Here is a 25,758-nt window from a genome sequence, read left to right as displayed (position 1 = left end):
CGCAAGAGGCGGACACCACCTTTCTTTCTTTGTCATGTCTTTAATTGCCCAAAAGTGGAGCAATAAGTTCCGGACGCCCTCGGGAGACATCCTTGTGCCCCACACGGACCTGTGGTTAGGGTTCCTTTCGACCCAACGATCAAAGGAGTGAGAAACATGATCGAGAACGAAATCACGGAATACGAGGCGCCCGAGATGCTGCCCGTCGGCGAGTTCTCCGAGCTCACCATGTGGTACGGCTGGGCCAGCAACGACGGTGAGGGCGTAGCCATCATCTGATAACGGCGCATGTCATTCGGTCAGGAAGGGGGAGTTCATGGGTGCGTCATGGTTCGCCGCTTTTCCGGAAGACGTCGATGACGTATTCCCGAGTATCCCCGAAATGGCCGACGATACCGCACCGCACAACTCGACCCTGAGTTATGCGTCAGGCCGGACCTGGGTCGTCGCAGACGTCTCGCATTCCCGCCTGATCGTTGCGGAAGCCGGTGCCAGGCGTCTCGCGCTCTTCGGCGAGACGGACGCCGATGCGAGGCGCCTGGCACGTCTCCTCGACCGGTACGACGACGTCGACGGCCTGCTGGCCGCCGCGCACGCCCTCGCGGGCAGCTTCCACCTCCTGTATACGGACGGCCGCTCGCTGTACGTGCAGGGCAGCGCGTCCGGTCTGCGCCAGGTGTACTACGCCCGGCGCGCGGACACCGGCGGCTACGCGGTGTCCGACTCGGTCGAGTTCCTGGCCCGGCTGACGGGCGCCGCCCCGCGCGTCGAGATGGCCGCCTGGGGCATGGTCCACCCGGGCTTCGACTACGGGCTGACCGAGGGCACCTACTGGACCGGCGTCCGCCGGCTCCCCGCCGACCAGTGGCTGCGGGTGACCGGCGACCGCGTCGAGCGCTCCACCTGGTGGTCGCCGCCGCCCTCGGACCTGTCGATCCACGACGGCGCGCCGCGCCTGCGGGCCGCGCTGGACGCGGCGGTGGCCGTCCGGGTCGCCACGGCGGACGGCCTGTCGGCAGACCTGTCCGGCGGCATGGACTCCACGTCGCTCTGCTTCCTGCTCGCCGAACAGGGCGCGGCCTTCCGCTCCTTCGTCGAGCAGACCGTCGACCCCAACCACGACGACGCCCGCTGGGCGGTCCTCGCCGCGCAGGAGATGGGCCGGGCCAAGGACCTGACGGTGCTGCGCCCCGAGGACGTGCCCGGCCCCTACGACGGCATCTGGGACCCCGCCGAGGGGCTGGTCCGGTCGGTGCCGTACGGGCTCGGCGAGCCGTACACCCTGATCCGAAACCGCACCCGGAAGATCGCCATGTCGCGGATCTTCGCGGCCACCGGGGCCACCGTGCACCTCGGCGGCTTCGGCGGCGACGAACTGTTCACGGTGGCGCCCTCCTACTTCAGCGACCTGTACGCCACCTCCCCGCTCAAAGCGGTCCGCGGCATCCGCGACCTGGCCCGGCTGCGCCGCTGGCCGCTGCCGTCCGTGGTGCGCGCGCTGGCCCGGCAGCAGTCGTACGCGGGCTGGTTCGAGGAGCAGGTGCGCGGCCTGCACCTGCCGCGCCCGGACACCACCGGCCCGACCGTCGGCTGGGGGCCGCGCCTGCGCACGACACCCTGGACCACGCCCGCCGGCGTCGAGGCGATCCGCTCGCTGGCGCACGCCGCCGACTCCGGCCGCACCCCGCAGGCCGCCACCCGCTCGGTGCACACCTCCATCGCGGGGCACCGCATCGGCGGCCAGCGGCTCGGCCCGCTGCGCGCGCTCATGCAGCACCAGGGCATCCTGCTGTCGCTGCCCTACATGGACGACCACGTCCTCGAAGCCGCGCTGGCGATCTCCCGCACCGAGGCGCAGCCGGGCCGCGGCTTCAAACCGGCGCTGAGGGCCGCGATGCGCGCGGACGCGTCGAAGACCGCGCTCTCCCGCTCCACCAAGGGCGAGTTCAGCATGTCGGTGCACCGCGGCCTGGCCCGCAACCGCAAAGCCCTCCTCGGCCTGTTCGAGGACTCCCTGCTCGCCGCACACGGCCTGGTGGACATCGACCGGCTCCGCTCGACGCTCCGGGACACCATGCGCCCCGAGTACGAGACGAACGCCCTGGAACTGACCGTCGCCGCGGAGACCTGGATGCGCGCCGTCGCCGACCGCACCACCGACCGACGCCTCACGAACGGACGGCTGGCCTGACCATGCTCAGAATCTCTCCCCACGTGGTCCTCACCAAGGACGAGCACGAGAACCCGAACCAGAACCAGAACCAGGACGCCGACGACATGGCCGGGGCCGTGCTGCTGAACAAGAAGTCCGGCACCTACTTCCGGCTCAACCCGATGGCCGTCACGGTCTTCGAGCTGCTCCGCGCCGGGCAGTCCCCGGAGGCGATCGTGAGCGCCCTCCAGGCCCGCCATCCGGGCGCGGCGGACCGGATCCCGGACGACGTCCAGAAGGTCATCGCCACCATGCGGAACTCCGGAGTGCTGATCTGACATGACACTGCCCATGACGCTGGAGCCGCGCACCCCGCTGCCGCTGCACCGCAGGCCGCTCCCGCTGCTGGCCGTCGCCGCCGGCCGGCTCCTCGGCTCCCGCAGCCCGCACACGATGGAGCGGGCGCTGCGCCGGCTGGCCCGGGGCGCGCGGCCCGCCACCCACGCCGAGGCCCTGCGGGCACGCGACGACATCGTGTCCGTCAGCCGCCGGGCCGCCGGCCAGTACTGCCTGGAACGGTCGGTCGCGACGGCCATCCTGGCCCGGCTGCACGGCAGTTGGCCCGACTGGGTGTCCGGCGTCTGCCTCGTGCCGTTCGCGGCGCACGCCTGGGTCGAGGTCGACGGCAAGCCCGTCGGCGAATCGCTCCGGCTGGACGCCTTCCGCAAGAACATCGTCATCGCCTGCCCCCACCACCCCACCGGGAAGGGAAAGTGACCATGGACCCCAAGAGCATCGCGGCGGAGCTGGCGACGAAGGGCTACGCGCTCGTCCCCGACTTCCTGACGGGCACCGCCCTGACGGAGGCCGTCGCGGCGATCGAGACGTACTTCCCCGACCCCGAGGCCGACGGCAGCAGCGCGCAGGACGTGGCCGCCCTCAAGCACGCCGTCCCGTTCCCCTTCACCGCCAACGCCCTGAACCGGCACCCCCTCGACCCCCGCGTGATCGGCGTCGTCGAGGAGCTGCTGGGCACCTCCGACCTACGGATGACCAGCGCGTTCATCCAGGCCAAGTACGGAACGGCGTACGGGGAGAGCACGGACCAGCGGCTGCACAACGACGCCTGGGCGGCGAGCAGTCTGGTGCATCCCCGCGCCGACGGCGTCTACCAGCGGGTGTACGGGATCCTCTACCTGACCGACGTGACGGAGGACACCGCCCCGACCTACGTCGTCGACCGCGCCGCGCACCTCGGCCTGCCGCTGCTCACCGCCGAGGGGACGGGGGCGTACACCAAGGAGTCGTACCCCGAACTCTACGAGCGGGAGCGGCCCGTGGTGGCCGCCAAGGGCTCGCTGCTGCTGTTCGTGGGCGACATCGTCCACCGCGGCTCCGCCTACCACGCCCAACTCGGCCGCCGTCTCGCCCTGTTCTTCAACATCCATGGCGCGCAGGCCCGTTGGACGGACAAGCACCTGTGGTCGCTGCGTCCGGCGCACCCCGACTGGGGCACCTTCCGCGACCTGATGATCGAACTGGAGCCGCACCAGCGGCACTTGCTGGGCTTCCCGCCTCCCGGCGACGACTACTGGACCGAGGAGACCGTCAAACACCTGGCGGAGATGTACCCGGGCATCGACGTCGAGCCCTACCTGCCGACGGACACGGCGGACACGGCGGACACGGCCTCATGACGACGGCGGCGCACACCCCTGCGGACACCCGGGCCGCGCGCGGTTACGCGCGCCTGGCCGTCGACGGCCTCAGACACCTCGGGGACGTCCTCGAACTGGGCCCCGCCTTCCACGCGTCGGCCGAGGACACCGTGTCGGTGCTCTTCGGCGACTGGGGCCACCGCACCACGCGCGACCCCGCCAAGCCCGAACAGCCCGCCGCCCCGGCCCCGTTCGAGTACTCGCTCGTGCTGGACGGCGACCGCGTCGAGGTCCGCCTCTTCTACCGGCCGCTGGCCGCGACGGGCGCGACGTCCGCGCAGGCGAGCTGGGACGCGGGCCGGCGCACCCTCGCGGACCTCGAACGGCGCGGCCTGGCCCACCTCCGCCGCGCCCGTGACCTCGGCGACCTGTTCCGGCCCCGCAGCCCGCAGGCGTCGTTCGGGACGTGTCTGGCGGCGACCGCCGGTCCGTACGGGATCGCCCGCGTCAAGGTCTACTTCGACACCTTCGCGGCCGGTACCGGACACCACCGGGAGCTGCTCGGGGACGCCCTGCACCGGCTGGGCCACGGGCCCGCGTGGACCTGGGTGGGCCGGCACGACCCGGCGGGCGTCGCCGCGCTCATGCCGGCGGTGTTCGCCGTCGACCTCCAGGACTCCGCCGACGCCCGGAGCAAGTTCTACACCACGGTCCACGAACGCTCCGGCGCCGAACTCGCCGCGCGGGCCGCCGTGTTGTCGGACACGGCGGGCCGCACGGCGGCGGACTTCGTCACGCGCATGGCCGTCGCCGGATCGGCGGCGCTGGCGGCCGACGGGCCCCGGCCCACCCTGTGCTGGAGCATGACCTCCCGCCGGCCCGACCGCCCCGACGACGCCACGCTGTACCTCCCCAGCAACCGGTACGCCCCGAGCCGGACGGACATCACCGCCCGGCTGCGGGCCGCCCTCGCACCGGACCTGTTCCGGCGGCTGGAGCGCCTGGTCGCCCAGTACGCCGAGACCGCGCCGGCGGGAGCCCCGCAGAACCCGTTCCACTGGGTGGGCACGAAACTCCTGCGCCCGGACGCGCCGCTCACCGTCTACCTCTCGGCAGCCGCCGTGGAGTCCGCCCGCGCGGCCTTCCCTGCTGCTACGCCCTGAACGTCGCGGGGCGCTCCGGGCTCGCCGCCGCCAGCGCCTTGGTGACGTCGTCGACGCCGGCCTGGAGTCCGTAGACGGGGGTGTCGGGCTGCTGCCGCCAGGACTCGTCGATGCCGCCCGCGTCGACGGTGTCGAAGCCGAGGTCGTCGATGAGGGCGCGCACCTTCGCCTTCGCCGCCGCGTCGTCGCCCGCGACCGGGAGCGCCAGGCGAGCGGGGTCGCCCGCCGGGAGCGGGCGGTCCAGGATGTCCTGGGCGTAGGTGCCGTTGAACGCCTTGATCACGGGGTGGCCGATCCGGCGTTCCGTCCAGCGGCTCTCGGTGACGCCCTCGTCCTCGATCTCCGCGATCCGGCCGTCGCGCTGCTGCGGGTAGTAGTTGTTGGTGTCGATGACGGTGACGCCGTCGGCCGCGCCGTCCAGGACGCCGGACGGCAGGCTCGGTACCGCCTTCACCGGGATCGTGACGACCACGATCTCGGCGTCGCGCGCCGCCTCCTCGACGGTGACGGGGGTCGCCCCGGTCTCCTCGGCGAGTTCCGCGAGGGTCTGCGGGCCACGGGAGTTCGCGACGGAGACGTCGTGGCCGAGGGCGGTGAGGCGGCGGGTGAGGTTGCCACCGATGTTGCCCGCGCCGATGATGCCGATCTTCATGACAGGTCCTGTCTGCTTCGGTATCGAGCCGGATTCGATGCACGCACATACATGCCTCGTGTCGGCGTCAACCCGACCCGGCGGCACCCTATTCCGCTTACGCGATTCCGCTTACGCGACGAATCCCGGCACGCCGAAGGGGGGCACCCCCAAACGCGGCACCCCCCTGTCGGCTCACGTGACTCGCTCAGGTCACTTGCTGAGGTGGGTCCAGAACTCGTCGAACGACAGGACCTTGTCGCCGTTGAGGTCGCGGCTCTTGATGATGGCCTCGGCGACCGTCTCGGTGACGTTCCAGTCGCCCTCCTGGGCCAGGGCGCTCTTGAACTCGGCCGCGGTGATGAAGCCGTCCCCGTCCGTGTCGATCCGCTGGAACTGCTTGCGCGCTTCTTCGATGTCGGCCACCGGTCCGCCCCTCTTCGTCATGCCTTGCGGTCATGCGTACGGTCTTGCTGTCCTACTGACGCAGGTCAGATTAACGGCCCTGGTGAGCGCGCGGCGCAGCGACCACCCAGCAGACTCGGAGAGCACGACGATGACGACCTTGCGGGACATTCTCGACGCGGCCGCACAGGGCGTCTTCCCGCCGCCCGACGGCCGTACGACCCTCGTCCCCCAGCCCTCCGACCGCGACGCGGGCGTCCTCGCCTTCACCGGGCACTCGGTCGTCTTCACGGACGAGGACCCGGAGTGGGTGTACGGCGCGCTGCGCGGCGTCGACGCCGATCCCCTGTCGGCGTCCATGAACCCGCGGTTCCTGGCCGCTCTCATGGAGCGTACGGGGCGTACGGCCGAGACGGTCGACATGATGCTGGTGGGCGCCCCGCTGCCCGGCGAGCCCCCTGCGCCGCCGCGGGAGGTCAAGGACTCGGACCATGCCCGGATCCGGTACGCCCTGCGCCGGCGCGACGAGGTGCGCGTGTGGTCGGCGGACGGCGGGATCCTGGTCATGGGACGCGGTATCGGCGGCCGGCTGGAGGTGTCGGTGGAGGTCGACGAGGCGGCACGGCACCGAGGTCTCGGCCGCGGCCTGGTCACCGCCGCCCGCCACCTGGCCACGGAGCCCGTCTGGGCCCAGGTCGCCCCGGGAAACGCCCGCAGCGTACGGGCGTTCCAGGCGGCGGGGTACGTACCGGTGGGCGCGGAGATCCTGCTGATCCCCCGCCGGTCACCCGAGCGGAGTGCCTGTCGGAGTGCCTAGCGGAAGATGCCGGTGTGGCCGAGTGAGTAGCGGCCGGGCTGCGGGTAGACGGCGAGGCCGTGCGGGCCGCCGCCGACCTTGATGCGGGCGAGCTGGCGTCCGGTGCCGGTGTCGATGGCGTACACCTCGGAGTTGTAACGCCCCGACAGCCACAGGACCTTGCCGTCCGCCGAGACGCCGCCCATGTCGGGGCTGCCGCCGTCCGGGAGCCGCCACTTCTTGGTGAGGGCGTTCTTGGTGAAGTCGAAGACGGAGACGGTGCCCTCGCCCCGGTTGGAGACGTACATCTCGCGGGAGTCGCGGCTGACGTACAGGCCGTGGCAGCCCTTGCCGGTGTACAGGAACGTCGGCTTGGCGAAGGTGTCGCCGTCGAGGATCCACATCCCGTCGGCCATCATGTCGGCGATGTAAAACCGCTTGCCGTCGGGTGAGATCTTCACGTCCTGCGGCATGGCGCCCTTGAAGGGCAGTTTCTGCTGGGCGACGACCTTCATCTTCTCGGTGTCGACCTTCAGCAGTTCGCCGCTGAACTCGCAGGACACGATGAAGTACCTCCCGTCGAGGGAGAAGTCGGCGTGGTTGACGCCGTAGCAGGTGACCGGTTCCGTCTTGATCCGCTTCATGGTGTGCGGGTCGCGGAAGACGAGCTCGCGGTCCATGGAGGCCATGACGACGGCGTACTTGCCGTTGGGCGTGAAGTAGAGGTTGTACGGGTCGTGCACCTCGACCGACCTGCCCGCCTTGCCGGTGCGTGGGTCGATGGGGGTGAGGGTGTGGCCCCGGTTGTTGTTGACCCACAGCGTCTTCATGTCCCAGGACGGCACGACGTGCTGCGGCTGCCGGCCGACCCGGAGCGTCTCGATCACCTTGTACGTCTTCGGGTCGATGACGGAGACGGTGTCGGACTCGGTGTTGGGGACGTACACCCGGGACGGGAAGTCCTTGACCACCGGGGAGAGCCTGTTGGGGCGGTCGGCGGCGTAGACGTCCTTCGGGTCCAGCACGGGCGGCATGCCGGGCAGCCCGTCGACGGCCGGTCTCACGGCCTTCTTCACCGGCGCGGGGGCGGCGGCCCGGGTGGCCCGGTCCGCGCCGCCACCCTTGCCGCCGGTGCCGCAGGCGGCGAGGACGGTCAGCGCGGCGCCTGCCAGCAGGGCGCTTTTCACGAGGTTGCGGTGCATCAGCCGATCAGCTCCGTGGTGGTGACCGCGCGCAGTCCGCGGCGGTCGAGTTCGTCCAGGACGGCGGGGAGCGCGGCGACCGTGTCCGCGTACCCGAAGTGCAGGCTCACCACGGACCCGTTGCGGATCCCGCCGAGGACGTTGCGGGCGACGGCGGGGGCGCCGGGCGAGGTGAAGTCGAGCGAGTCGACGTCGTAGGAGAGGACGTGCGGGTAGCCGGCGCGGCGGGCCAGCGTCTCGACGAGCGGGGAGGCGTGGGCGGTGCGGGAGGGGCGGAACCAGGTCCCGATGGACCCGGTGAGCTTGCGCAGCCGCTCGGCGCAGCCGGTGATCTCGGCCGTCGCGTCCGCCTCGGACATGGCGTTGACGTCCAGGTGGCGCTGGGTGTGGTTGCCGAGGTCGTGGCCGCCGTCGAGGACCCGGCGGGCGAGGTCGGGGTGTTCGTCGAGCCAGGTCCCGACGGCCAGGACGGTGACCCGGGCCCCGTGCCGCTCGGCCTCACCGAGCAGGGCGCGGGCGACGGCGGGGTCCCCCTGACCGTGGAAGGTGAGGGCGACCCGGGGCCGGTCCCGGGGACCGTGCGTGATCTGGACGGGCTGCCGGGGGTAGGCCCGGGGGGCGGGAGCAGCGGCCTTGGCGGCGGGAGTCGCGGAGGTGGGGGGCGCGGAGGTGGGGGCGTGGCGGGCGGCTACGGAGGCAGAAGCGCCGGAAGGGGATCCGGAGGGCGAGCACGCGGCCGCGAACGTACCCCCGGCGACGAGCCCGGCGCCCGCCCGCAGCACGGAACGACGGTCGGATGTGGTCACCCTCCCCATTTAAAGGGTGATATGCCGCAATTCCGGCGATTGACCCATCGGCGGTCCTGCCGACATCGCCCGCGCCCGACGGTCGGCGTCTGACGGTCGGCGTCTGACGGTCGGCGTCTGACGGTCGGCGTCTGACGGTCGGCGGCTACCCGTCAGTGACTACCGGTCGGCGACGCGCATCTCGAACCACGTCGTCTTCCCCCGCGGCAGGAGGTCGGCACCCCACCGGTCGGAGAGTCTGTCGACGAGGAACAGGCCCCGCCCGCTGACGTCCAGCGCCTGAACCGGCATCAGACAGGGCAGCCCGCGGGACGGGTCGCGGACCTCGACGCGGATCCAGCCGCGCCGCCGCCGCATCCGCAGACCGAAGGCGCGGGCGCCGGTGTGACGCACGGCGTTGCCGACGAGTTCGGAGACGAGGAGCACCACGTCCTCCGTCATCTTGGGGGACAGTCCCCACTGCCGCAGGACGACGACCTGGGCGAGTCTGCGGGCCGTGCCGGCGGACTCGGGGAGGGACGGGAGCTGTACCTCGCCGTCCGTCGGATTGCCGAACAACTCCAGCGCCTTGAGCGCCCGTTCGTCCTCGACCGCAGGCGACCAGCGCGCCGCGGTCGCACGGCCCTGTCCCCGCGGCTGATCGATGCCATCCAGCCCCGCCATGCCCCCATCATGGCGGCCCGAAGCCGACTTGGGGGCCGTTCCGACGGAATGCACCCCCCGGAACCCACCATTCCGTACGTTTCGCTCGGCATATGCCAGCGGCAGTTCGTGACCTGTCGAACCCCCGCTGACCTGCGATAACGGCTCGTCCAGAGACAATCGACAGGCTCTCTCGACCGGCGGACTGAAGGCCGTCCCAAGGTTCCCACAATCCGCCCCATCGAGGGAACCTGATGAGACGTCCCGTCAATTGCAAGAGGTTCCGGGGAGTCAGAAGGAGACGTCACTCACAGGAATTTGGCCTTGCCAGGGCCTTCCTCGACGAAGCTGCGCATGCCGGTCTCGCGGTCGGCGGTCGCGAACAGGCCCGCGAACCAGGTGCGTTCGACGGCGAGGCCGGTCTCGATGTCGGTCTCCAGACCGGTGTCGATCGACTCCTTCGCGGCGCGCAGCGCGAGCGCCGGTCCCTGCGCCAGCTTCGCCGCCCAGGCGTGCGCCTCGGTGTAGACGTCGGCGGCCGGGACCACCCGGTCGACCAGACCCAGCGTCAGCGCCTCGTCGGCCTTCACCATCCGGCCGGTGAAGACGAGGTCCTTGGCCTTGGACGGGCCGACCAGCCGGGCCAGCCGCTGGGTGCCGCCCGCGCCGGGGATCAGCCCGAGCAGGATCTCCGGCTGGCCCAGCTTGGCGTTGTCGCCGGCGATCCGGAAGTCCGCGCAGAGCGCGAGCTCGCAGCCGCCGCCCAGCGCGTACCCGGTGACGGCCGCCACGACCGGCTTGGGGATGCGGGCCACGGCCGTGAACGCCTCTTGCAGGGCGCGGGAGCGCAGCACCATCGCGGTGTGGTCCATCGCCTGCATCTCCTTGATGTCCGCGCCCGCCGCGAACACCTTCTCCCCGCCGTACAGGACGACGGCGCGCACGTCGTCCCGTCGGCCCGCCTCCTCGGCGAGCTCCTTGAGCCGGTCCTGCGTGGCGATGTCCAGGGCGTTCATGGGCGGCCGGTCGAGACGGATCGTGCCGACGCCTTCGGCGACTTCGAGATTCACAGTCATGCCGGTCAGGTTAACGGGGACTAACGGCGGCGGGCCCGGTGCCGTGCGTCACAGGACGCATGGCACCGGGCCCGCTCGCGCACACCCTCAGCGGGTTACTTCTTCCACTCCGCCCACGGGATGTTCCAGCCGTTGAGGCCGTTGGACGGGTCGACCGTCGGGTCGGTGGAGTTCTTCACGACCACCACGTCGCCGACCATCGAGTGGTTGAAGAACCAGGCGGCCGGCACACCGCTGTCGTAGCCGCCGCGTACGTCGCGCAGGCCGATGCAGCCGTGGCTGGCGTTGTAGTTGCCGAAGGCGTCGCCGCCCCAGTAGTTGCCGTGCACGAAGGTGCCTGAGTCGGTCAGGCGGATGGCGTGCGGGACGTCCTTGATGTCGTACTCGCCGTCGTAGCCGACGGTGTCGCCGTTCATCCGGGTCACGGTGAACTTCTCGCTCATCACCATCTGGCCGTTCCAGGTGGCGTAACCGGGCTTGCCGGTGGTGACCGGGATGGTCTTGACGACCTTGCCCTCCTGCATGACCTTCATCGTGTGCTTCTTGGCGTCCACGACGGACACCTGGTCGCGGCCGATGGTGAAGGAGACCGTCTTGGTCTGCTCGCCGTAGACGCCCTTGCGGCCCTCGACGCCGTCGAGGTTCAGCTCGACCGTCACCTTGGTGCCGGCCTTCCAGTACTTCTCCGGACGGAAGTCGAGCCGGTCGTTGCCGAACCAGTGGCCCTCGACGTCGACGGGCGGCACGGTCTTGACGGTGATGGCCTTCTCGACGTCGGCCGGCTTGGTGATGCCGCGCGTGAAGCGCACCGAGAACGGCATGCCGACGCCGACCTTGGAGCCGTCCTCCGGCGTGAAGTTGCCGATGAAGGTGTTCTGCGGGCTCAGCGTGGTGAACGACGAGTCCTCGGCGGCCGTCCGGCCCTCGGCGTCCTTGGCGACCGCGTGCACCTGGTACGCGGTGGACGCGGCCAGGTGGGTGGCGGGCGTCCAGCCCGCGCCGTCGGCCGAGATCGCGCCGGCGACCTTCCGGCCCTTGGTGTCCTTGACGGTGACCTCGGTCAGCTTGCCCTTGGCGGCGCTGACCTTCAGGGTGCCGCTGGTGTCGACGTCCTTGGCGCCGGTCTTCGGCGCGATGGTGACGACGGCCTCCGACTGCTTGCTCTCGGCGGTGGTCGAAGCGCCGTTGCCGCCCGCGTCCTTGGCGTCGGCCTTGGTGTCCGCGCCCCCGCCGCCGCCCCCGCATGCCGTGACGGCGAGCATCAGCCCGCCGACCACCAGCGCCAACCGCTTGTTGCGGACGCCCTGGCGCCCTTCAACCGACGCCCCCGATATCGGTCGCACGTTCACAGTCCTTCTCCCCACTCCCCCGGGCCCTGCCCGAGCCCGTACCGCGACGCGTCCCCCGCGTTCGCCGCATATTAACCACAAGGTCAACGGCCTGAACGGGACGGGAATGTCACCGTTCAGTCCCAACTAGGACCTTGGTCCAGTCGCCACTATGACCATGCGAACGCGGGGAAGGTTGCGTCAGGGGGCGGGGACATTTCACGACGTCATTTCCGGACGTCGTTTCACGCGCCCCCGGCGAGCCACTCCTGCCAGGTCAGGTTCCAGCCGCCGAGCCCGTTGTCGGGGGCGACCTGCTTGTCCTTGCTGTGGACGACCTCGACGACGTCCCCGACGAGGCTGCGGTCGAAGAACCAGCCCGCCGGCGTGTCCGAACCGCCGCCCTTCACGTCCCGCAGGCCCACGCAGCCGTGGCTGAGGTTGACCTTCCCGAACGCGTCCTCGTCCGCCCAGTAGTTGCCGTGCAGGAAGGTACCGGAGCTGGTCAGCCGCATGGCGTGCGGGACGTCCGGGATGTCGTACTCGCCCTTGCCGTTCGCCTTCTTGAAGCCGACCGTGGCGCCGTTCATCCGGGTCAGCTCCAGCATCTCGGTCACCACCATCTTGCCGTTGTACGTGGTGTTCTTCGGCGCTCCGGCGGTGATGGGCACGGTGGCCAGCAGGTCGCCGTCGCGCCGGACCTCCATGGTGTGTTTCGCCGCGTCGACCAGGGAGACCTGGCTGCGGCCGACGGTGAAGGAGAACGACTTCTGCTGCAAGCCGTAGACGCCGGGCGCTCCTTCGACGTCGCGCAGGCCGAGGGCGACGGTGACGCGGGTGCCGGGGGCCCAGTACTCCTCGGGGCGGAAGTCGAGCCGGTCGTTGCCGAACCAGTGCGGCTCGACGGCCACCGCCGGCTCGGCCGTGACACGGACGGCGCGTTCGACGGCGGCCCGGTTCTCGATCTCCTGGTTGAACTCCAGCGAGACGATCATCCCGGTGCCGACGGTGGCCCGGTTCTCGGGGGTGACGTAGCCGATGAAGCGCTCCTCGGGGACGTAGGTGGTGAACGTGGTGTGCCGGGCCGAGCGGTTGCCGTCGCCGTCCAGGGCGACCACGTCGACGGTGTAACGGGCGGCGAGCCCGAGCCGGTCGTCGTCCGGACGCCAGCTCAGGCCGTCCGCGGCGACCTTGCCCGGCACCTCGGTCTCCTGGGCGTCCTGCGAGCGGACCACCTTCACCGACTCCAGCCGCCCGTCGGGCACCCGCACCCGCAGGCCCTGTCCCGGCCGGACGCCCTTGGCGTTGTCCTGCGGGGTGACCCGGATGACGTCCTCGGGGGCCGGGGGTTTGCCGAGCATCCGGTCCACACCGCCCCCGCTGTCGCCGCCGGTGCAGCCGGCGGCCCCGGCCAGTAGTCCTGCCCATGTCAGTACGGCGGCCAGTGCGACCCCTGCGCGCCGTGCGCGCCCTTGTACGTGCCTCACGGGGTGCCCAACGATCGGGCCCGCCCCGGGGAAACGTGAGTGCGAGGGCCGCTCTGGGCAGAAATGGGGGGAGGACGACGCGACGGGAGCCCCGGCGGGACACCGGGCACTCTTTTCCCACGTCGCCCCACGAGCCGCGGGAGGCGAGACGGTGTCCAGCGCAGCCGAGCAGGAGGCGGTGGCGGGCCGGCGCAGCGCGCCGGACACCGTCGTGAACGGTGCGCCGCGCAAGGTACCGGGCCCACCCGTGCGACCGGGCGCGGCCACCCCGCTGGGCGCCCGGTTCCGGGTCGGCCCGGACGGGGTCGCGGGCACCAACTTCGCGCTGTGGGCGGGGGGCGCCGAGGCGGTCGACCTGTGCCTGTTCGACGAGGCGGGACGCGAGACGCGCGCCCGGCTCACCGAACTCACGCACGAGATCTGGCACGGCTTCCTGCCCGGCGTGATGCCGGGCCAGCGCTACGGCTTCAGGGTGCACGGCCGCTGGGACCCGTGGACCGGCGGCCGCTGGAACCCGGCGAAGCTGCTCCTCGACCCGTACGCCCGCGCGGTCGACGGCGAGTTCGGCCTGCCGGCGGAGGTGTACGGGCACGTCCGGGACTGGCCGCAGCAGCAGGTCGCCGACACCGTCCGCGACGAACGGGACTCGGCTCCTTACGTCCCGAAGGGGGTCGTCGTCCACGATGACGACGACTGGGCCGACGACCGCCGCCCGAAAACCCCGTGGGCGGACTCGGTCATCTACGAGCTGCACGTACGCGGCTTCACCCGGCTGCACCCGGACATCCCCGAGCGACTGCGCGGCACCTACGCCGGGTTGGCGCATCCGGCGGCCGTCGACCACCTGGTGAAACTGGGCGTGACGGCGGTGGAGCTGCTGCCGGTCCACCAGTTCGCGCACGAGGACCATCTGCTGCGCCGCGGCCTGAAGAACTACTGGGGCTACAACTCGATCGGCTACTTCGCCCCGCACGCCGCGTACGCCTCGTCGGGTACGACGGGCCAGCAGGTCGGCGAGTTCAAGCGGATGGTGCGCGCGCTGCACGCCGCCGGGATCGAGGTGATCCTCGACGTCGTCTACAACCACACTGCGGAAGCGGGCGAGTTGGGCCCGACGCTGTCGCTGAAGGGCATCGACAACCGCGGCTACTACCGGCTCCAGTCCGACGCCCGGCGCTACACCGACTACACGGGCTGCGGGAACACCCTGCACGTGGTGCAGCCGCACGTACTGCGCCTGATCACCGACTCGCTGCGCTACTGGGTGACCGAGATGGGCGTCGACGGCTTCCGCTTCGACCTGGCGGCGGCCCTGGCCCGCTCCATGCACGACGTCGACATGCTGTCCCCGTTCCTGGCGGTCATCGCCCAGGACCCGGTGCTGCGCCGGGTGAAACTGATCGCGGAACCGTGGGACGTCGGCTCGGGCGGCTACCAGGTGGGCGCTTTCCCGCCCCTGTGGACGGAGTGGAACGACCGCTACCGCGACGCCGTACGCGACTTCTGGCGGCACGCGCTGCCGGACGTCCGCGAGATGGGCTACCGGCTGTCGGGCTCCAGCGACCTGTACGCGTGGGGCGGGCGACGGCCCTACGCCTCCGTCAACTTCGTGACGGCGCACGACGGTTTCACACTCCGCGACCTGGTGTCGTACGAGCGCAAGCACAACGAGGCCAACGGCGAGGGCAACCGCGACGGCACGAACGACAACCGCTCCTGGAACGGCGGCGAAGAGGGCGAGACGGCTGACGAACGCCTACTGGCGCTGCGGCGAAGGCAGTTGAAGAACCTACTGACGACCCTGCTGCTGTCGACGGGCGTGCCGATGCTGGTCGCCGGCGACGAACTCGGGCGCACCCAGGGGGGCAACAACAACGCCTACTGCCAGGACAACGAGACCAGTTGGCTGGACTGGGGACTCCTGGAACAGCCGGGCTGGCGGGCACTGTTCGACCTCACCTCCCGCCTGATCGCCCTGCGCCACCGCCACCCGGTACTGCGCCGCCGGGCCTTCTTCTCCGGCCGGGCCCACTCGGCGGACGGCCTGCGCGACCTGGCCTGGTTCACGGACCAGGGCACGGAGATGACGGAACGGGACTGGTACGCCCCCGCCGCGACCCTCGGCATGTACCTCTCCGGCCGGGACATCCCCGGCCGCGACGAGCAGGGCGCCCCGATCACCGACGACAGCTTCCTCGCCGTCCTGCACGCCGGCGACCGCCCGGTGCAGTTCGTCCTCCCGGGCCCGCCATGGGCGGAACGGTACGAGGTGATCGTCGACACGTCCCGCGAGGAGCAAGGGGAGGCGCCGGGGGTGACGTACCCGGCGGGCGTGGCGGTGACCGTGCCGGGGCGGGCGGTGCTGTTGTTGCGGGTGGGGTGAGGGGCGGGGGCCGTCGGGAAGCGGGGCTCGGCGACGGGTCAGCCCGTCACGGGCCGCCTCGGCCCAGGATGCCTCGTTCGTATGCCACGGCGACCGCTGCGGCTCGGTCGTTGACGTTCAGCTTGGCGTAGAGGTGGGTGAGGTGGGTTTTGACCGTGGCCTCGCTGATGAAGAGTTCGCGGGCGATCTCGCGGTTGGACGTGCCCTTGGCCACCAGGGCGAGGACCTCGCGTTCGCGGGTGGAGAGCGGTTCGCTCGCGGGGGTTCGAGGGGTGCGGACCGCGGAGACGAGGCGGGAGGCGACGGCCGGGGAGAGGACGGTGCGGCCTGCGGCGGCGGCGCGGACGGCGGTGAAGAGTTCGTCGCGAGGGGCGTCCTTCAGCAGGTAGCCCGTCGCGCCCGCCTCGATCGCGGGCAGGGTGTCGGAGTCGGTGTCGTACGTGGTCAGGACGAGGATTTTGGCGCGGGCGCCGCGCCGGGTCAGTGCGGCGATCGCGTCGACTCCGCCGCCGCCCGGCATGCGCAGGTCCATCAGGACCACGTCGGGGTCGAGGGCGGCGGCCCGGTCGAGGGCCTCGACGCCGTCGGAGGCCTCGCCGAGGACCGTGAATCCGGGGGCCGACTCGAACATGCCGCGCAGACCGTCCCGTACGACGGGGTGGTCGTCGACGATCAGCAGGGTGATGGCGGTCAGGGGTGCGTCACTCATGGCGGACCAACGGTACGCGAGCCGACAGGGCCGTGCCGTGGCCCGGTTCGGACTCCACGGTCAGCGAGCCCGCGATGCGTTCGGCGCGGGCGCGCATGCCGTCCAGGCCGAAGCCGCCGGAGCTGGAGCGGGCGGGGAGGGCGCGGGGGTCGAAGCCGGTGCCGTCGTCGCGGATGTCGAGGATGACGTCGTCGCCGAGGAAGGACAGGGTGACGCCGACGCGGGCGGCGCGGGCGTGCCGGGCGGCGTTGGACAGGGCCTCCTGGACGATGCGCAGGAGGGTGGCCGCGACCTCCTCGTGGAGTTGCTCGGCGGTGCCGGTCAGCGTGAACTCGGCGCGTACGCCGGTCCGTTCGCCCCAGTCGGCGACCGTCTTCTTCAGGGCTTCGGGCAGTCCGTCGTACTCCAGCGCCACCGGCGCCAGGTTCTGCACGGAGCGGCGGGCCTCGCCGAGGCTGTAGCGGGCCAACTCCATTGCGCGGCCGGTGTGTTCGCGGGCCTGGTCGCGGTCGGGGGTGTTCGCGACGACCTGGAGCTGGGCGATGATCCCGGTCAGGCCCTGGGCGATGGTGTCGTGGATCTCGGCCGCGAGACGTCTGCGTTCGTCGGCGACCCCGGCTTCCCGTGCCTGGACGAGGAGTTGGGCGTGCAGCGCGGCGTTCTCGTCGAGGGCCTGCTGCAACGCGGCGTTGGTGCGCTCGAGTTCGGTGATGATGGCGGCCTGGACGCGGGCGCGTTCGTCCTCGGTGGCGAACAGCCGGTCGGAGACGCCGACCAGGACGAGGGTGATCACGAGGATCGCCCCGAACAGCAGCCACTGGGTCCGCCCGCTCGGCGGCATCCCGCCGGTGTACGCGCCGGACATGGTGACGGCGGTGGCGAACAGTCCGACGGTCACCGCAGGGCGCGGCAGCAGTCGGCGGGCGCCGAAGTAGCCGGTGAACGCGTAGAAGCAGAAGAGCGGGTTGATCCAGGTCAGGGCGAAGGCGATGGCCCAGCGGACGGCGTAGTAGCCGATGCTGGTGGCCGACGGCGCGCGCCGGGTGTCGGCGACGGTCCCCCACCACACCTGGAGCGCCAGTCCGGCGGCGACCAGTGCACCGGTCGCGTACCAGTCGCCACGCCCCATGTGGAACATGCCGGCGGTCGGCACCGCGAGGAGCGCGCTCACCAGCAGCAGCAGGTACGGCCCCCGGTGGTTGACCGCCGCCCACCGCCGCTCGACGCCCGCTACGTCCCGGTCCCGGGCCATGTCCGGGACCGGGGCGGGGGCCGGGGCCGTGTCCGGGCCCATGTGCGTGTCCATGGGCCCAGTGTGGGCGACGGGCAGGCTCACTCCCAGCGGAACCACCGGCTCGCCGCGCCCGTCAGCAGCAGGAACCACACCACCAGCACGCCCAGGTGGGTCCAGCCCGGCCAGTGCCCGGCCGCCGCCTGGTTCAGGGCCTGCGCGGCGGCGCCGAAGGGCGTGTACTCCACGATCCGGGCGAGGGTGTCCGGCATGGACTGCACCGGCATCCACAGACCGGCGCAGAACATCGCCGGGAAGAACACGGCGGAGCCGATCGCGCCCGCGATCTTCGTCGTACGGGACAGCGCCGACACCACCGATCCGAGAGCGAGGGCGACCAGGACGGCCAGCAGCAGGGCGAGGAGGTAGCCGAAGAGCTGCCGCGGCACGCGTACGTCGAAGCCGAACCGCCCGACCACGAGGACCAGCAGCGCCGACAGCAGGGACGCCCCGCCGTACACCAGCATGTGCGCGGACAGCAGGGCGGTCGGGCGCACCGGGGTGGCGGACATCCGGCGCAGGATGCCGCGCTCGCGGTAGCCGGTGAGGGTCTGCGGCATCGACTGGAGGCCGCCGACGATCAGGCCGAGCAGCACGGCCACCGGCACGTAGGCGTCGATGGTGCGCAGGCCGCCGAGGTCGGCCTGGTGGTGCCGGAAGGCGGGGATGCAGCCGAGGATCACCAGGAGGAGGGTCGGGAAGAGCAGGATCCAGAAGATGCCGCCGGGTTCGCGCCGGAAGAGGCGGACCTCGGTCTTCAGCACGGCAATGTTCATACCGCTGCCTCCTTGGCGACGTCGTTCGTGACGTCCTTGGTCAGGTCGAGGAACGCGTCGTCGAGCGTGGCGTCCAGGACGCGGAGCTGGTGGGCGGTGACGCGGTGGCGGGCGAGAAGCGTGATGACGGCGTTGACGGTCTCGTCGCTGCCGGACAGCGTGATCCGGCTGTCCTTGTGCTCGACGGACGCGAGGCCGGGCAGGGCGTTCAGGTCACGCTCGTCCAGCGGGACCGACGGGGTGAAGCTGATGACGGTGGACCCCGCCGAGCGGCGGATCAGTCCGGCGGGGGTGTCCAGCGCGGCGACCCGGCCCTTGTCGATCACGGCGATCCGGTCGCACAGCCGCTGCGCCTCCTCCATGAAGTGCGTGACGAGCAGGACCGTCACCCCGCCCGCGCGGACGTCCTCGATCAGCTCCCAGGTGTCCCGGCGGGCGCGCGGGTCGAGGCCGGTGGTCAGTTCGTCGAGGACGACGATCCGGGGGTCGCCGATCAGCGCGAGCGCGATGAACAGGCGCTGCTTCTGGCCGCCGGAGAGCTTCGCGAACCGGGTGGAGAGTTTCGGGGTCAGGCCGAGGCGGTCGGCGAGCGGCGCCCACGCGAGCGGGTGCGGATAGAAGGAGGCGTACAGCTCCAGGGCCTCGCGGACGGTCAGTTTGGCCTGGAGCTCGCTCTGCTGGAGCTGGGCGCCGAGGACGCGGGCCACGCGCGCGTGGTCGGCGACGGGGTCGAGCCCGGTGACCCGGACCCGGCCCCCGTCGGGCGTCCGCAGACCCTCGACGCACTCGACGGTGGTGGTCTTGCCGGCGCCGTTCGGGCCGAGGATCCCGAAGATCTCGCCCTCCTCGACGGCGAAGGAGACGCCGTCGACGACAGCGCGGCCGTCGTAGGACTTGCGCAGATCGGTGACTTCGATGACAGGCATGGCACCAGGGTTCCGCCCGGCACCGGTTCGGCACATCGGCCGGCTCGCTCGAACGCGCATCAGCCGATCGGTGGATACGGCGCTACGACTCTCACCAGCGTCCGGCCAAAACTCGGTGGGCGTTGTCAGTGCCGGTCCGTAGGCTCGCGGTGATGGCCAGGACACGTGCAACCACCACCCCCCACACCCCCGACCGCTCCGCCGTACGCACCCTGCTGCGCCTGTGGCCGTACGTCCGCCCGGCACGGCTACGGCTCTTCACCGCCGCGTTCGTCGCCATAGTCGCCTCCGGTACGGGCCTGGTGATCCCGCTCGTCCTGAAGTGGCTGGTGGACGGGCCCGTGGCCGACCGGGACACGGGCGGGGTCTGGCTCGGCGCGCTCTGGCTGCTGCTGCTCGGGCTCGCGGAGGCGCTGCTGTTCGGGCTGCGGCGCTGGCTGGTGGCGCGCCCGCTGTCGCACGTCGAGGCGTCGATGCGGGCCGCGCTGTACGAGCGGCTCCAGCGGCTGCCGGTGGCCTTCCACGACCGGTGGCCGTCGGGGCAGTTGCTGTCCCGGGCGACGGCCGATCTGGGGCTGCTGCGCATGTTCCTCGCCTTCCCGCTGACGTTCCTGCTGGTCAACGGGGTGACGATCCTCATCGGCGTCGTCATCATGCTGCTTCAGGACTGGACGCTCGGGCTGGTCATCCTGGGGCCGGTGGTCCCCGTGATCGTGATGTGCGTGTACTTCGAGAACCGGTACGCGGTCGTGGCGCGGCGCGCGCAGGACCAGGTCGGCGATCTGACGACGGTGGTCGAGGAGAGCGTCCTCGGGATCCGGATCATCAAGGGCTTCGGCCGGCACCGCAGCCAGGCGCGGGCCTTCCGCGAGCTGTCGTCGACCCTGCGCGGCACGGAACTGCGCAAGGCGCGCCTGCTGGCCACGATCTGGGCCGTCATCGTGACCCTGCCCGAACTGGCCATCGGAGCCGCGCTGGTGCTGGGCGCGGTACAGGTCGCCGACGGCGAGCTGTCCGCAGGCACCCTGGTCGCCTTCCTGTCCACCGCCCTCGCTTTGCGCTGGCCGGTCGACTCCATCGGCTTCCTCCTCGCCATGAGCCAGGAGGCGGCGACAGCCACGGAACGCTACTTCGAGGTGATGGACGAACTCCCGGAGGACCCGGGCGGGACGGGTGCCCATACCACGACCGGTGCGGGTGACGCCGGGGCCGCGGCGGGTGGCGGACTGTGTTTCTCCGGGGTCGTCTTCCGGTATCCCGATGCCGCACTCGATTCCCCGCCCACCCTCGACGGAGTCGACCTGCACATCCGGCCCGGGGAGTCGATGGCGTTGGTCGGGGCGACCGGCAGTGGGAAGACCACCCTGACCGCGCTGGTGCCCCGGTTGCACGAGGTGACGGCCGGGCGCATCACCCTCGACGGTGAGGACATCACCGCGCTGCCCCGCGAGGAACTGCGCGCGCGGGTCGCCGTCGCCTTCGAGGAGCCGACCCTGTTCTCCGCGAGCGTCGGCGAGAACGTCCTGATGGGCGCGGACGACCGGGCGGGCAGCGCCGAGCTGGCGCGGGCGCTGGAAGTGGCCCAGGCCGACTTCGCGCACGCGCTGCCGCAGGGCGTCGACACCCAGGTCGGCGAGCAGGGGCTCAGTCTCTCCGGCGGCCAGCGGCAGCGGCTCGCGCTGGCCCGCGCCGTCGTCGGACAGCCCCGCTTCCTGGTCCTCGACGACCCGCTCTCCGCGCTGGACGTGCACACCGAGGCCGCCGTGGAGGCCGCGCTGCGCCAGGTCCTGGCCGACACCACCGCGCTGATCGTGGCCCACCGCCCGTCCACCGTGCTCCTCGCCGACCGCGTCGCCCTGCTGTCCGGCGGGCGCGTCACCGCCGTCGGCACCCACCACGAACTGCTGCGCCGCAACGCCGAGTACGCCCACCTCATGTCCGGAACCGGCCGCCAGGAGGACGACCGATGACCGCGCCCCCCACCGCCACCCCCGCGGCCTCCCCCACCCCCACCACCGCCGACGACGAGACGCCTCCCCAGCCCTTCGCCGGCGACCCCTTCGACAAGGACGTCCTGCCCGCCCCGCCCGGCGCCACCGGCGCGCTGCTGCGTTCCCTGCTCGCGCCGATGCGGGCGCGCGTCGCCCTCACCACACTCCTGCTGCTGCTCCAGCAGGCGGCCGTGCAGGCGGGCCCGCTGCTGGTGGCGTACGCCATCGACCGCGCCGTACCGGCCTTCCGGGCCGACGACCACGGGCCGCTGCTCGCGGTGGGCGCCGGCTACCTGCTGTGCGCGCTGGCCGCCGGCGCGCTCCAGTACGTGTTCCTGATCGCGTCCGCCCGCGTCAACCAGGACGTGCTGCTCGACCTGCGCGGCCGGATCTTCCGGCACGCGCAGGCGCTGAGCCTCGACTTCCACGAGCGCTACACCTCGGGCCGGCTCATCTCCCGCTCCACCAGCGACGTGGAGGCACTGCGCGAACTCCTCAGCGAGGGCCTCCAGGAACTCGTCGCGGTCGTGCTGTCCTTCGTGTTCATCTCCGCGATGCTGCTCTGGCTGGACCTGGGCCTGGGCGCGGTGGCGGTGGCCTCCTTCGGGCCGCTGTATCTGTTGATGCGGCTCTACCAGCGGCGCGCGGGCCGGGCGTTCGCGGCCCGGTCCACCGCGATCGCGACCGTGATCGTGAAGTTCGTGGAGACGATGAACGGCATCCGCCCGGTGCGCGCCTTCCGCCGCGAGTCCGCCAACGAGGCCGCCTTCCGGGTCCTGAACCGGCGGCACGAACGCGCCAACGGCGACGCCCTGTTGGAGATGGCCCGGTACGTCACCGGATCGCGGCTGGTCGCGAACACGGCGGTCGCGGTGATCGTGCTGTGGGGCGCGCTGCGGGTGGTGGACGGCTCGCTGGAGCTGGGCGTGCTGGCGGCGGCGGTGCTGTATCTGCGGCGGCTGTACGACCCGATCGACCGGCTCGCGATGTTCCTCAACTCCTACCAGTCGGCGGCCGCCTCGCTGGAGAAGATCGCGGGCCTGCTCGCCCAGACACCGTCCGTGCCGGAACCGTCCACGCCGAGGGAACTCCCGGCGCGGGACGGCGAACTCCCGGGCCGCGCAGTCGTGTTCGACGAGGTCGCCTTCGGTTACCGCACCGGCGGCGAGATCCTCCCCCGCTTCGATCTCACCCTGCCCGCCGGGCAGACCGTCGCCGTGGTCGGCTCGACCGGCGCGGGCAAGTCCACGCTGGCCAAGCTGCTCGCCCGCTTCTACGACCCGTCCGCCGGCCGGGTGTTGCTGGACGGGGTCGACCTGCGCGAGCTGGCCGGGCCCGAACTGCGGCGCGGGGTGGTCATGGTGACACAGGAGGCGTTCCTGTTCTCCGGCACGGTCGCCGAGAACATCGCCATCGGACGGCCGGACGCGAGCCGGGAGGAGATCGAGCGGGCGGCGAAGGCGATCGGCGCGCACGAGTTCATCAGCGCCCTGCCCGACGGCTACGACACGGACGTCCGCAAGCGGGGCGGCCGGATCTCCGCAGGGCAGCGTCAACTGGTCGCGTTCGCACGGGCGTTGCTGGCCGATCCGGCGGTGCTGATCCTCGACGAGGCGACCAGCTCGCTGGACGTCCCGGGCGAGCGGGCCGTGCAGGCGGCGATGGCGACGGTGCTGAAGGGCCGTACGGCGGTGGTGATCGCGCACCGGCTGTCGACCGTGGAGATCGCCGACCGGGTCCTGGTCATGGAGCACGGCCGGATCGTCGAGGACGGCAGCCCGGCCGAACTCATCGCGGGCACCGGCCGGTTCGCGGACCTGCACCGCGCCTGGCGCGACAGCCTGGCCTGAGAGCCTCCTGACAGCCTTGCCCGACCAGAGCGGTAATTGCGTCTGGGTAACTTATCAAGTCAGCTACTTGCACTTGATGTTAAGGGAGGGGCTCCCTAACGTTGCCGACATGAACCTCACCGTCCTCGCGGCCTCCGGCCGGACCGGAATGGCCCTCACCCGACAGGCGCTGCGACGCGGTCACACCGTGACCGCCATCGCGCGCGATCCCGCGAAGATCGCCCTGCCCGACTCCCCGGCCCTGCGCAAAGTGGCGGGCGACGTGACCGACGCGGCCGGTGTCGCCGCCCTCGTGGACGGGGATTCCGTGGTCCTGTCCGCGCTGGGCACCGACCGGGCCGGGATTCTCCTGACCGGCGCCCGGGCCGTCGTCGCCGCCGGCCCACGGCGCGTCATCTGGCTCGGCGCCTACGGCACGGGCCCGTCGGCCGAAGCGGCGGGGGAAGGCGTCGAGGTGCTCGCCAAGGTGCTGGGCGACCGGCTCGCGGACAAGGTGGAGGCCGACAACACCGTTCTCGCGGCCGGGGGCACCGTCTTCCACGCCGGGATGCTCGACGACGGGCCGGAGAGCCCCCGCCGGCGCACGGTCGGGCTGGCGGCCGCGCCGGCCTTCGACCTCGGTGCGAAGGTCAGCCGGGAAACCGTCGCCGCGGCCATGCTCGACGAAGCGGAGACGCCCGGCTTTCCCGGCGCAGTCGCCCTGCCCCTGGCGGAGTAGGCACAGGGATTGGCGGGCCGAGCGGGCGTCAGGCGGTGATCTCCTCGATCGACGCCCGGACCTGCTCACGGAGCCAGGCGTGGGCGGGGTCGGAGTCGTAGCGCTGGTGCCAGTTGCAGTTGATCGTCGCGGCCGGGGTCTCGAACGGCAGCGGGCGGGCGACGAGCCCGAACGCCTCGATGAGCGGGCGGCCGAGAATCGCCGCACAGGTGACCAGCGCGTCGCCACGGGCGGCGATCTGCAGGGCGGTGGAGACCGTGGCCACCGCCGCGACCACCCGGCGCCGCAGGCCTTCGGCGGCCAGCAGGTCGTCGATCGGCGCGGTGAGGCGGCCGCGCCGGGAGATCGCCACATGCGGCTGCGCCGCGTAGGAGGCCAGGTCGAGTCCGGCGGCGCAAGGGTGGTCCGCGCGCATCACCACGACGAGCCGGTCGTCACCGATCGGCTCGGACCGGAACTCGGGCAGCGCGGGTCCACCGCCGCCGAGTTCCAGATCGACGCGGCCGTGTCGCAGGTCGTCGGTGTCGACGGAGGCCTCCGCCAGCACCCGCAACCGCACGCCGGACGCCCGCTGTTGGATCCTGCCGACCAGCACCGGCACCAGTGACGCGGCCACCGCGTCATGACACTGGATCGTGAAGGTGCGATCCAGCGCCGTCAGGTCCAACTCCCGTACCGGCGACAGCACTTCGTGCGCCTGCCGGACCAGCCGGTGCACGTCAGCCCGCACCGACAGGGCGTACGGGGTGGGGGTCATCGAGTGGCCGGTGCGCACCAGGATGTCGTCCCCGGTGACGGCGCGCAGCCGGCCGAGGGTGCGGCTGACCGCGGGCGAGGACAGGTGCAGCCGCTCGGCCGCACCCATCACGCTGCCCTCTTCGAGCAGGGCGTCCAGCACGGTCAGCAGATTCAAGTCCAGTTGCATGAAAGTAAATCCTAACAACACATAGATCCACTTCAGTCAACCAACTCCAGGGGTGTCCCATGAGCCAGGAACTGCTTGCCGCCACCGTCGCCGCCGTCCGGCACGCCGGGGCCCGGATGATGACGCGCTATTCGATCGACTCCCGTCAGCCCGGGCTCCCCGAACTGCTCGCGGACCTCCAGGCCAATGACGCGGCCGTGGTCGACGTGTTGCGCCCGGCGTTGTCCGAGGCCCTGCCGAGCGCGGGCTGGCTCGACGACGAACACGGATCGGGACCGCTGGCCGCGGGCGAGTGGTGGCTCGTCGACCCGGTCGGCGGCAATGTCAACGCCGTGCACGGCATGCCCGACTGGAACATCGGCGTGAGCCTCGTCCGGGACGGCCGCCCGGTGCTCTCGGTGGTCTTCTTCCCGGTCTTCGACGAGATGTTCACCGCGACCGAGGGCGGCGGGGCGTTCCTCAACGGTGTGCGGCTGCGGGCTTCGGCCAAGACGTCGTTGGACGGCGCACTGGCCGGAACCGGCCAGGCCCAGCCGCGCCAGGACCCCGAGCTCGCGACCCGGATGGGCACCGCGTTCACCGCGATGACGAACTCCGCCCTGTATGTACGGATCTCCGTGCCCGTGACCCACCAGCTCGCCCAGGTCGCCGCGGGCCGGATGGACCTGCACTGGCAGTTCGACAACGTCCGCTCCCACGCGGCGGGCGTGCTGCTGGTGCAGGAGGCCGGCGGCGTCGTGACCGACCTCGACGGCAAACCGTGGGACTTGGCCAAAAAGAGCTACCTCGCCGCCGCGCCGGGCGTGCACTCCGCCGCGCTCGAAGTCCTCACCGCCTGAGGGA

25 protein-coding genes are annotated in these 25,758 nt (G+C 71.6%); 12 read left to right on the top strand and 13 right to left on the bottom strand.

Translation table 11 applies throughout. The features are described 5' to 3' along the window. Positions 1-156: 156 nt before the first annotated feature. The 6 genes from BMZ82_RS40265 to BMZ82_RS20030 all read left to right on the top strand — a co-directional run bounded on the left by BMZ82_RS40265 (position 157) and on the right by BMZ82_RS20030 (position 4,973). A complete protein-coding gene (locus BMZ82_RS40265) occupies positions 157-279 on the top strand; it encodes a lasso RiPP family leader peptide-containing protein (RefSeq protein WP_143098880.1) in 123 nt (40 codons plus the stop codon). 103 nt (positions 280-382) lie between these two features. Beyond that, positions 383-2,191, top strand: coding sequence for an asparagine synthase-related protein (locus BMZ82_RS20050; protein ID WP_177244569.1), 1,809 nt, complete (start codon positions 383-385; stop codon positions 2,189-2,191). A gap of 2 nt (positions 2,192-2,193) precedes the next feature. After that, a complete protein-coding gene (locus tag BMZ82_RS20045) occupies positions 2,194-2,490 on the top strand; it encodes a PqqD family peptide modification chaperone (RefSeq protein ID WP_093777641.1) in 297 nt (98 codons plus the stop codon). A gap of 1 nt (position 2,491) precedes the next feature. Then, positions 2,492-2,929, top strand: coding sequence for a lasso peptide biosynthesis B2 protein (locus BMZ82_RS20040; protein ID WP_218159038.1), 438 nt, complete (start codon positions 2,492-2,494; stop codon positions 2,927-2,929). Positions 2,930-2,931: 2 nt separating this feature from the next. Next, entirely contained in the window at positions 2,932-3,849 is a 918-nt protein-coding gene (locus BMZ82_RS20035) for a phytanoyl-CoA dioxygenase family protein (RefSeq protein ID WP_093777639.1), read from the top strand. Beyond that, positions 3,846-4,973 (top strand): hypothetical protein, encoded by a 1,128-nt coding sequence (locus BMZ82_RS20030; protein WP_093777637.1) that lies wholly within the window; start codon positions 3,846-3,848, stop codon positions 4,971-4,973. Before BMZ82_RS20035 ends, BMZ82_RS20030 begins: the two co-directional genes overlap by 4 nt. On the opposite strand, the gene BMZ82_RS20025 is transcribed toward BMZ82_RS20030, so the two are convergent. Beyond that, the gene (locus tag BMZ82_RS20025; protein WP_093777635.1) at positions 4,963-5,625 is read right to left on the bottom strand and encodes an NADPH-dependent F420 reductase; all 663 of its coding nucleotides are present in this window, start codon (positions 5,623-5,625) and stop codon (positions 4,963-4,965) included. The two genes, BMZ82_RS20030 and BMZ82_RS20025, sit on opposite strands and share 11 nt — an antisense overlap. Positions 5,626-5,817: 192 nt before the next feature. Then, positions 5,818-6,030, bottom strand: coding sequence for an EF-hand domain-containing protein (locus tag BMZ82_RS20020; protein WP_093777791.1), 213 nt, complete (start codon positions 6,028-6,030; stop codon positions 5,818-5,820). 130 nt (positions 6,031-6,160) lie between these two features. Here BMZ82_RS20020 and BMZ82_RS20015 point away from each other — a divergent pair, with 130 nt between their 5' ends. Beyond that, the gene (locus tag BMZ82_RS20015) at positions 6,161-6,826 is read left to right on the top strand and encodes a GNAT family N-acetyltransferase (RefSeq protein WP_093777633.1); all 666 of its coding nucleotides are present in this window, start codon (positions 6,161-6,163) and stop codon (positions 6,824-6,826) included. Here BMZ82_RS20015 and BMZ82_RS20010 read toward each other — a convergent pair. The 6 genes from BMZ82_RS20010 to BMZ82_RS19985 all read right to left on the bottom strand — a co-directional run bounded on the left by BMZ82_RS20010 (position 6,823) and on the right by BMZ82_RS19985 (position 13,346). After that, the gene (locus BMZ82_RS20010) at positions 6,823-8,007 is read right to left on the bottom strand and encodes a YncE family protein (RefSeq protein ID WP_093777631.1); all 1,185 of its coding nucleotides are present in this window, start codon (positions 8,005-8,007) and stop codon (positions 6,823-6,825) included. The two genes, BMZ82_RS20015 and BMZ82_RS20010, sit on opposite strands and share 4 nt — an antisense overlap. Further along, entirely contained in the window at positions 8,007-8,822 is an 816-nt protein-coding gene (locus BMZ82_RS20005) for a polysaccharide deacetylase family protein (RefSeq protein ID WP_093777629.1), read from the bottom strand. Before BMZ82_RS20005 ends, BMZ82_RS20010 begins: the two co-directional genes overlap by 1 nt. Positions 8,823-8,972: 150 nt before the next feature. Beyond that, on the bottom strand, positions 8,973-9,476 hold the full coding sequence (locus BMZ82_RS20000; protein WP_093777627.1) for an ATP-binding protein: 504 nt from the start codon (positions 9,474-9,476) through the stop codon (positions 8,973-8,975). Positions 9,477-9,763: 287 nt separating this feature from the next. Beyond that, positions 9,764-10,531: an enoyl-CoA hydratase/isomerase family protein gene (locus BMZ82_RS19995; RefSeq protein ID WP_093777625.1), complete on the bottom strand. Its 768-nt coding sequence runs from the start codon at positions 10,529-10,531 to the stop codon at positions 9,764-9,766. 95 nt (positions 10,532-10,626) lie between these two features. Next, positions 10,627-11,880, bottom strand: a complete 1,254-nt coding sequence (locus tag BMZ82_RS19990) for a L,D-transpeptidase (protein WP_177244568.1) — start codon at positions 11,878-11,880, stop codon at positions 10,627-10,629. 224 nt (positions 11,881-12,104) lie between these two features. Continuing rightward, positions 12,105-13,346 (bottom strand): L,D-transpeptidase, encoded by a 1,242-nt coding sequence (locus BMZ82_RS19985; protein ID WP_093777623.1) that lies wholly within the window; start codon positions 13,344-13,346, stop codon positions 12,105-12,107. A gap of 151 nt (positions 13,347-13,497) precedes the next feature. Between BMZ82_RS19985 and glgX the strand changes: the two genes are divergently transcribed. Next, positions 13,498-15,729 carry a glycogen debranching protein GlgX gene (glgX, locus tag BMZ82_RS19980; protein WP_093777621.1) on the top strand — a complete coding sequence of 744 codons (2,232 nt, stop codon included), beginning with the start codon at positions 13,498-13,500 and terminating at the stop codon, positions 15,727-15,729. 46 nt (positions 15,730-15,775) lie between these two features. Here the strand turns inward: glgX and BMZ82_RS19975 are convergent, their stop codons facing one another. The 4 genes from BMZ82_RS19975 to BMZ82_RS19960 form a co-directional block, all read right to left on the bottom strand. Next, positions 15,776-16,438: a response regulator gene (locus BMZ82_RS19975; RefSeq protein ID WP_093777619.1), complete on the bottom strand. Its 663-nt coding sequence runs from the start codon at positions 16,436-16,438 to the stop codon at positions 15,776-15,778. Further along, entirely contained in the window at positions 16,431-17,690 is a 1,260-nt protein-coding gene (locus BMZ82_RS19970) for a sensor histidine kinase (protein WP_093777787.1), read from the bottom strand. Before BMZ82_RS19970 ends, BMZ82_RS19975 begins: the two co-directional genes overlap by 8 nt. Before the next feature lie 80 nt (positions 17,691-17,770). Beyond that, complete coding sequence (locus BMZ82_RS19965; RefSeq protein ID WP_093777617.1) at positions 17,771-18,505, bottom strand: ABC transporter permease; 735 nt, start codon at positions 18,503-18,505, stop codon at positions 17,771-17,773. Beyond that, the gene (locus BMZ82_RS19960; protein WP_177244567.1) at positions 18,502-19,431 is read right to left on the bottom strand and encodes an ABC transporter ATP-binding protein; all 930 of its coding nucleotides are present in this window, start codon (positions 19,429-19,431) and stop codon (positions 18,502-18,504) included. The genes BMZ82_RS19965 and BMZ82_RS19960 overlap by 4 nt, the downstream gene beginning before the upstream one ends. 152 nt (positions 19,432-19,583) lie before the next feature. Between BMZ82_RS19960 and BMZ82_RS19955 the strand changes: the two genes are divergently transcribed. The 3 genes from BMZ82_RS19955 to BMZ82_RS19945 all read left to right on the top strand — a co-directional run bounded on the left by BMZ82_RS19955 (position 19,584) and on the right by BMZ82_RS19945 (position 23,990). Then, entirely contained in the window at positions 19,584-21,401 is a 1,818-nt protein-coding gene (locus BMZ82_RS19955; protein ID WP_093777613.1) for an ABC transporter ATP-binding protein, read from the top strand. Beyond that, on the top strand, positions 21,398-23,272 hold the full coding sequence (locus BMZ82_RS19950; RefSeq protein WP_093777611.1) for an ABC transporter ATP-binding protein: 1,875 nt from the start codon (positions 21,398-21,400) through the stop codon (positions 23,270-23,272). The genes BMZ82_RS19955 and BMZ82_RS19950 overlap by 4 nt, the downstream gene beginning before the upstream one ends. Positions 23,273-23,381: 109 nt before the next feature. Further along, positions 23,382-23,990: an NAD(P)-dependent oxidoreductase gene (locus tag BMZ82_RS19945; protein WP_093777609.1), complete on the top strand. Its 609-nt coding sequence runs from the start codon at positions 23,382-23,384 to the stop codon at positions 23,988-23,990. Positions 23,991-24,018: 28 nt separating this feature from the next. Here BMZ82_RS19945 and BMZ82_RS19940 read toward each other — a convergent pair whose 3' ends face one another. After that, positions 24,019-24,915, bottom strand: coding sequence for a LysR family transcriptional regulator (locus BMZ82_RS19940; protein WP_093777607.1), 897 nt, complete (start codon positions 24,913-24,915; stop codon positions 24,019-24,021). A gap of 59 nt (positions 24,916-24,974) precedes the next feature. Between BMZ82_RS19940 and BMZ82_RS19935 the strand changes: the two genes are divergently transcribed. Further along, positions 24,975-25,754 (top strand): inositol monophosphatase family protein, encoded by a 780-nt coding sequence (locus BMZ82_RS19935; RefSeq protein ID WP_093777605.1) that lies wholly within the window; start codon positions 24,975-24,977, stop codon positions 25,752-25,754. The last annotated feature ends 4 nt before the right edge of the window (positions 25,755-25,758 follow it).

Origin of the sequence: Streptomyces sp. yr375 (assembly GCF_900110755.1) — a bacterium.
Taxonomy (GTDB): domain Bacteria; phylum Actinomycetota; class Actinomycetes; order Streptomycetales; family Streptomycetaceae; genus Streptomyces.
This window is presented reverse-complemented; position numbering and strand designations above follow the sequence as displayed.

What these genes read in the sequence shown, in the direction of transcription:
- BMZ82_RS40265 (WP_143098880.1), top strand. Translation starts at nt 157, where the DNA reads ATGATCGAGAACGAAATCACGGAATACGAGGCGCCCGAGATGCTGCCC.
- BMZ82_RS20050 (WP_177244569.1), top strand. Translation starts at nt 383, where the DNA reads ATGGCCGACGATACCGCACCGCACAACTCGACCCTGAGTTATGCGTCA.
- BMZ82_RS20045 (WP_093777641.1), top strand. Translation starts at nt 2,194, where the DNA reads ATGCTCAGAATCTCTCCCCACGTGGTCCTCACCAAGGACGAGCACGAG.
- BMZ82_RS20040 (WP_218159038.1), top strand. Translation starts at nt 2,492, where the DNA reads ATGACACTGCCCATGACGCTGGAGCCGCGCACCCCGCTGCCGCTGCAC.
- BMZ82_RS20035 (WP_093777639.1), top strand. Translation starts at nt 2,932, where the DNA reads ATGGACCCCAAGAGCATCGCGGCGGAGCTGGCGACGAAGGGCTACGCG.
- BMZ82_RS20030 (WP_093777637.1), top strand. Translation starts at nt 3,846, where the DNA reads ATGACGACGGCGGCGCACACCCCTGCGGACACCCGGGCCGCGCGCGGT.
- BMZ82_RS20025 (WP_093777635.1), bottom strand. Translation starts at nt 5,625, where the DNA reads ATGAAGATCGGCATCATCGGCGCGGGCAACATCGGTGGCAACCTCACC.
- BMZ82_RS20015 (WP_093777633.1), top strand. Translation starts at nt 6,161, where the DNA reads ATGACGACCTTGCGGGACATTCTCGACGCGGCCGCACAGGGCGTCTTC.
- BMZ82_RS20010 (WP_093777631.1), bottom strand. Translation starts at nt 8,007, where the DNA reads ATGCACCGCAACCTCGTGAAAAGCGCCCTGCTGGCAGGCGCCGCGCTG.
- BMZ82_RS20005 (WP_093777629.1), bottom strand. Translation starts at nt 8,822, where the DNA reads ATGGGGAGGGTGACCACATCCGACCGTCGTTCCGTGCTGCGGGCGGGC.
- BMZ82_RS20000 (WP_093777627.1), bottom strand. Translation starts at nt 9,476, where the DNA reads ATGGCGGGGCTGGATGGCATCGATCAGCCGCGGGGACAGGGCCGTGCG.
- BMZ82_RS19995 (WP_093777625.1), bottom strand. Translation starts at nt 10,531, where the DNA reads ATGACTGTGAATCTCGAAGTCGCCGAAGGCGTCGGCACGATCCGTCTC.
- BMZ82_RS19975 (WP_093777619.1), bottom strand. Translation starts at nt 16,438, where the DNA reads ATGAGTGACGCACCCCTGACCGCCATCACCCTGCTGATCGTCGACGAC.
- BMZ82_RS19970 (WP_093777787.1), bottom strand. Translation starts at nt 17,690, where the DNA reads ATGGCCCGGGACCGGGACGTAGCGGGCGTCGAGCGGCGGTGGGCGGCG.
- BMZ82_RS19965 (WP_093777617.1), bottom strand. Translation starts at nt 18,505, where the DNA reads ATGAACATTGCCGTGCTGAAGACCGAGGTCCGCCTCTTCCGGCGCGAA.
- BMZ82_RS19960 (WP_177244567.1), bottom strand. Translation starts at nt 19,431, where the DNA reads ATGCCTGTCATCGAAGTCACCGATCTGCGCAAGTCCTACGACGGCCGC.
- BMZ82_RS19955 (WP_093777613.1), top strand. Translation starts at nt 19,584, where the DNA reads ATGGCCAGGACACGTGCAACCACCACCCCCCACACCCCCGACCGCTCC.
- BMZ82_RS19950 (WP_093777611.1), top strand. Translation starts at nt 21,398, where the DNA reads ATGACCGCGCCCCCCACCGCCACCCCCGCGGCCTCCCCCACCCCCACC.
- BMZ82_RS19945 (WP_093777609.1), top strand. Translation starts at nt 23,382, where the DNA reads ATGAACCTCACCGTCCTCGCGGCCTCCGGCCGGACCGGAATGGCCCTC.
- BMZ82_RS19940 (WP_093777607.1), bottom strand. Translation starts at nt 24,915, where the DNA reads ATGCAACTGGACTTGAATCTGCTGACCGTGCTGGACGCCCTGCTCGAA.
- BMZ82_RS19935 (WP_093777605.1), top strand. Translation starts at nt 24,975, where the DNA reads ATGAGCCAGGAACTGCTTGCCGCCACCGTCGCCGCCGTCCGGCACGCC.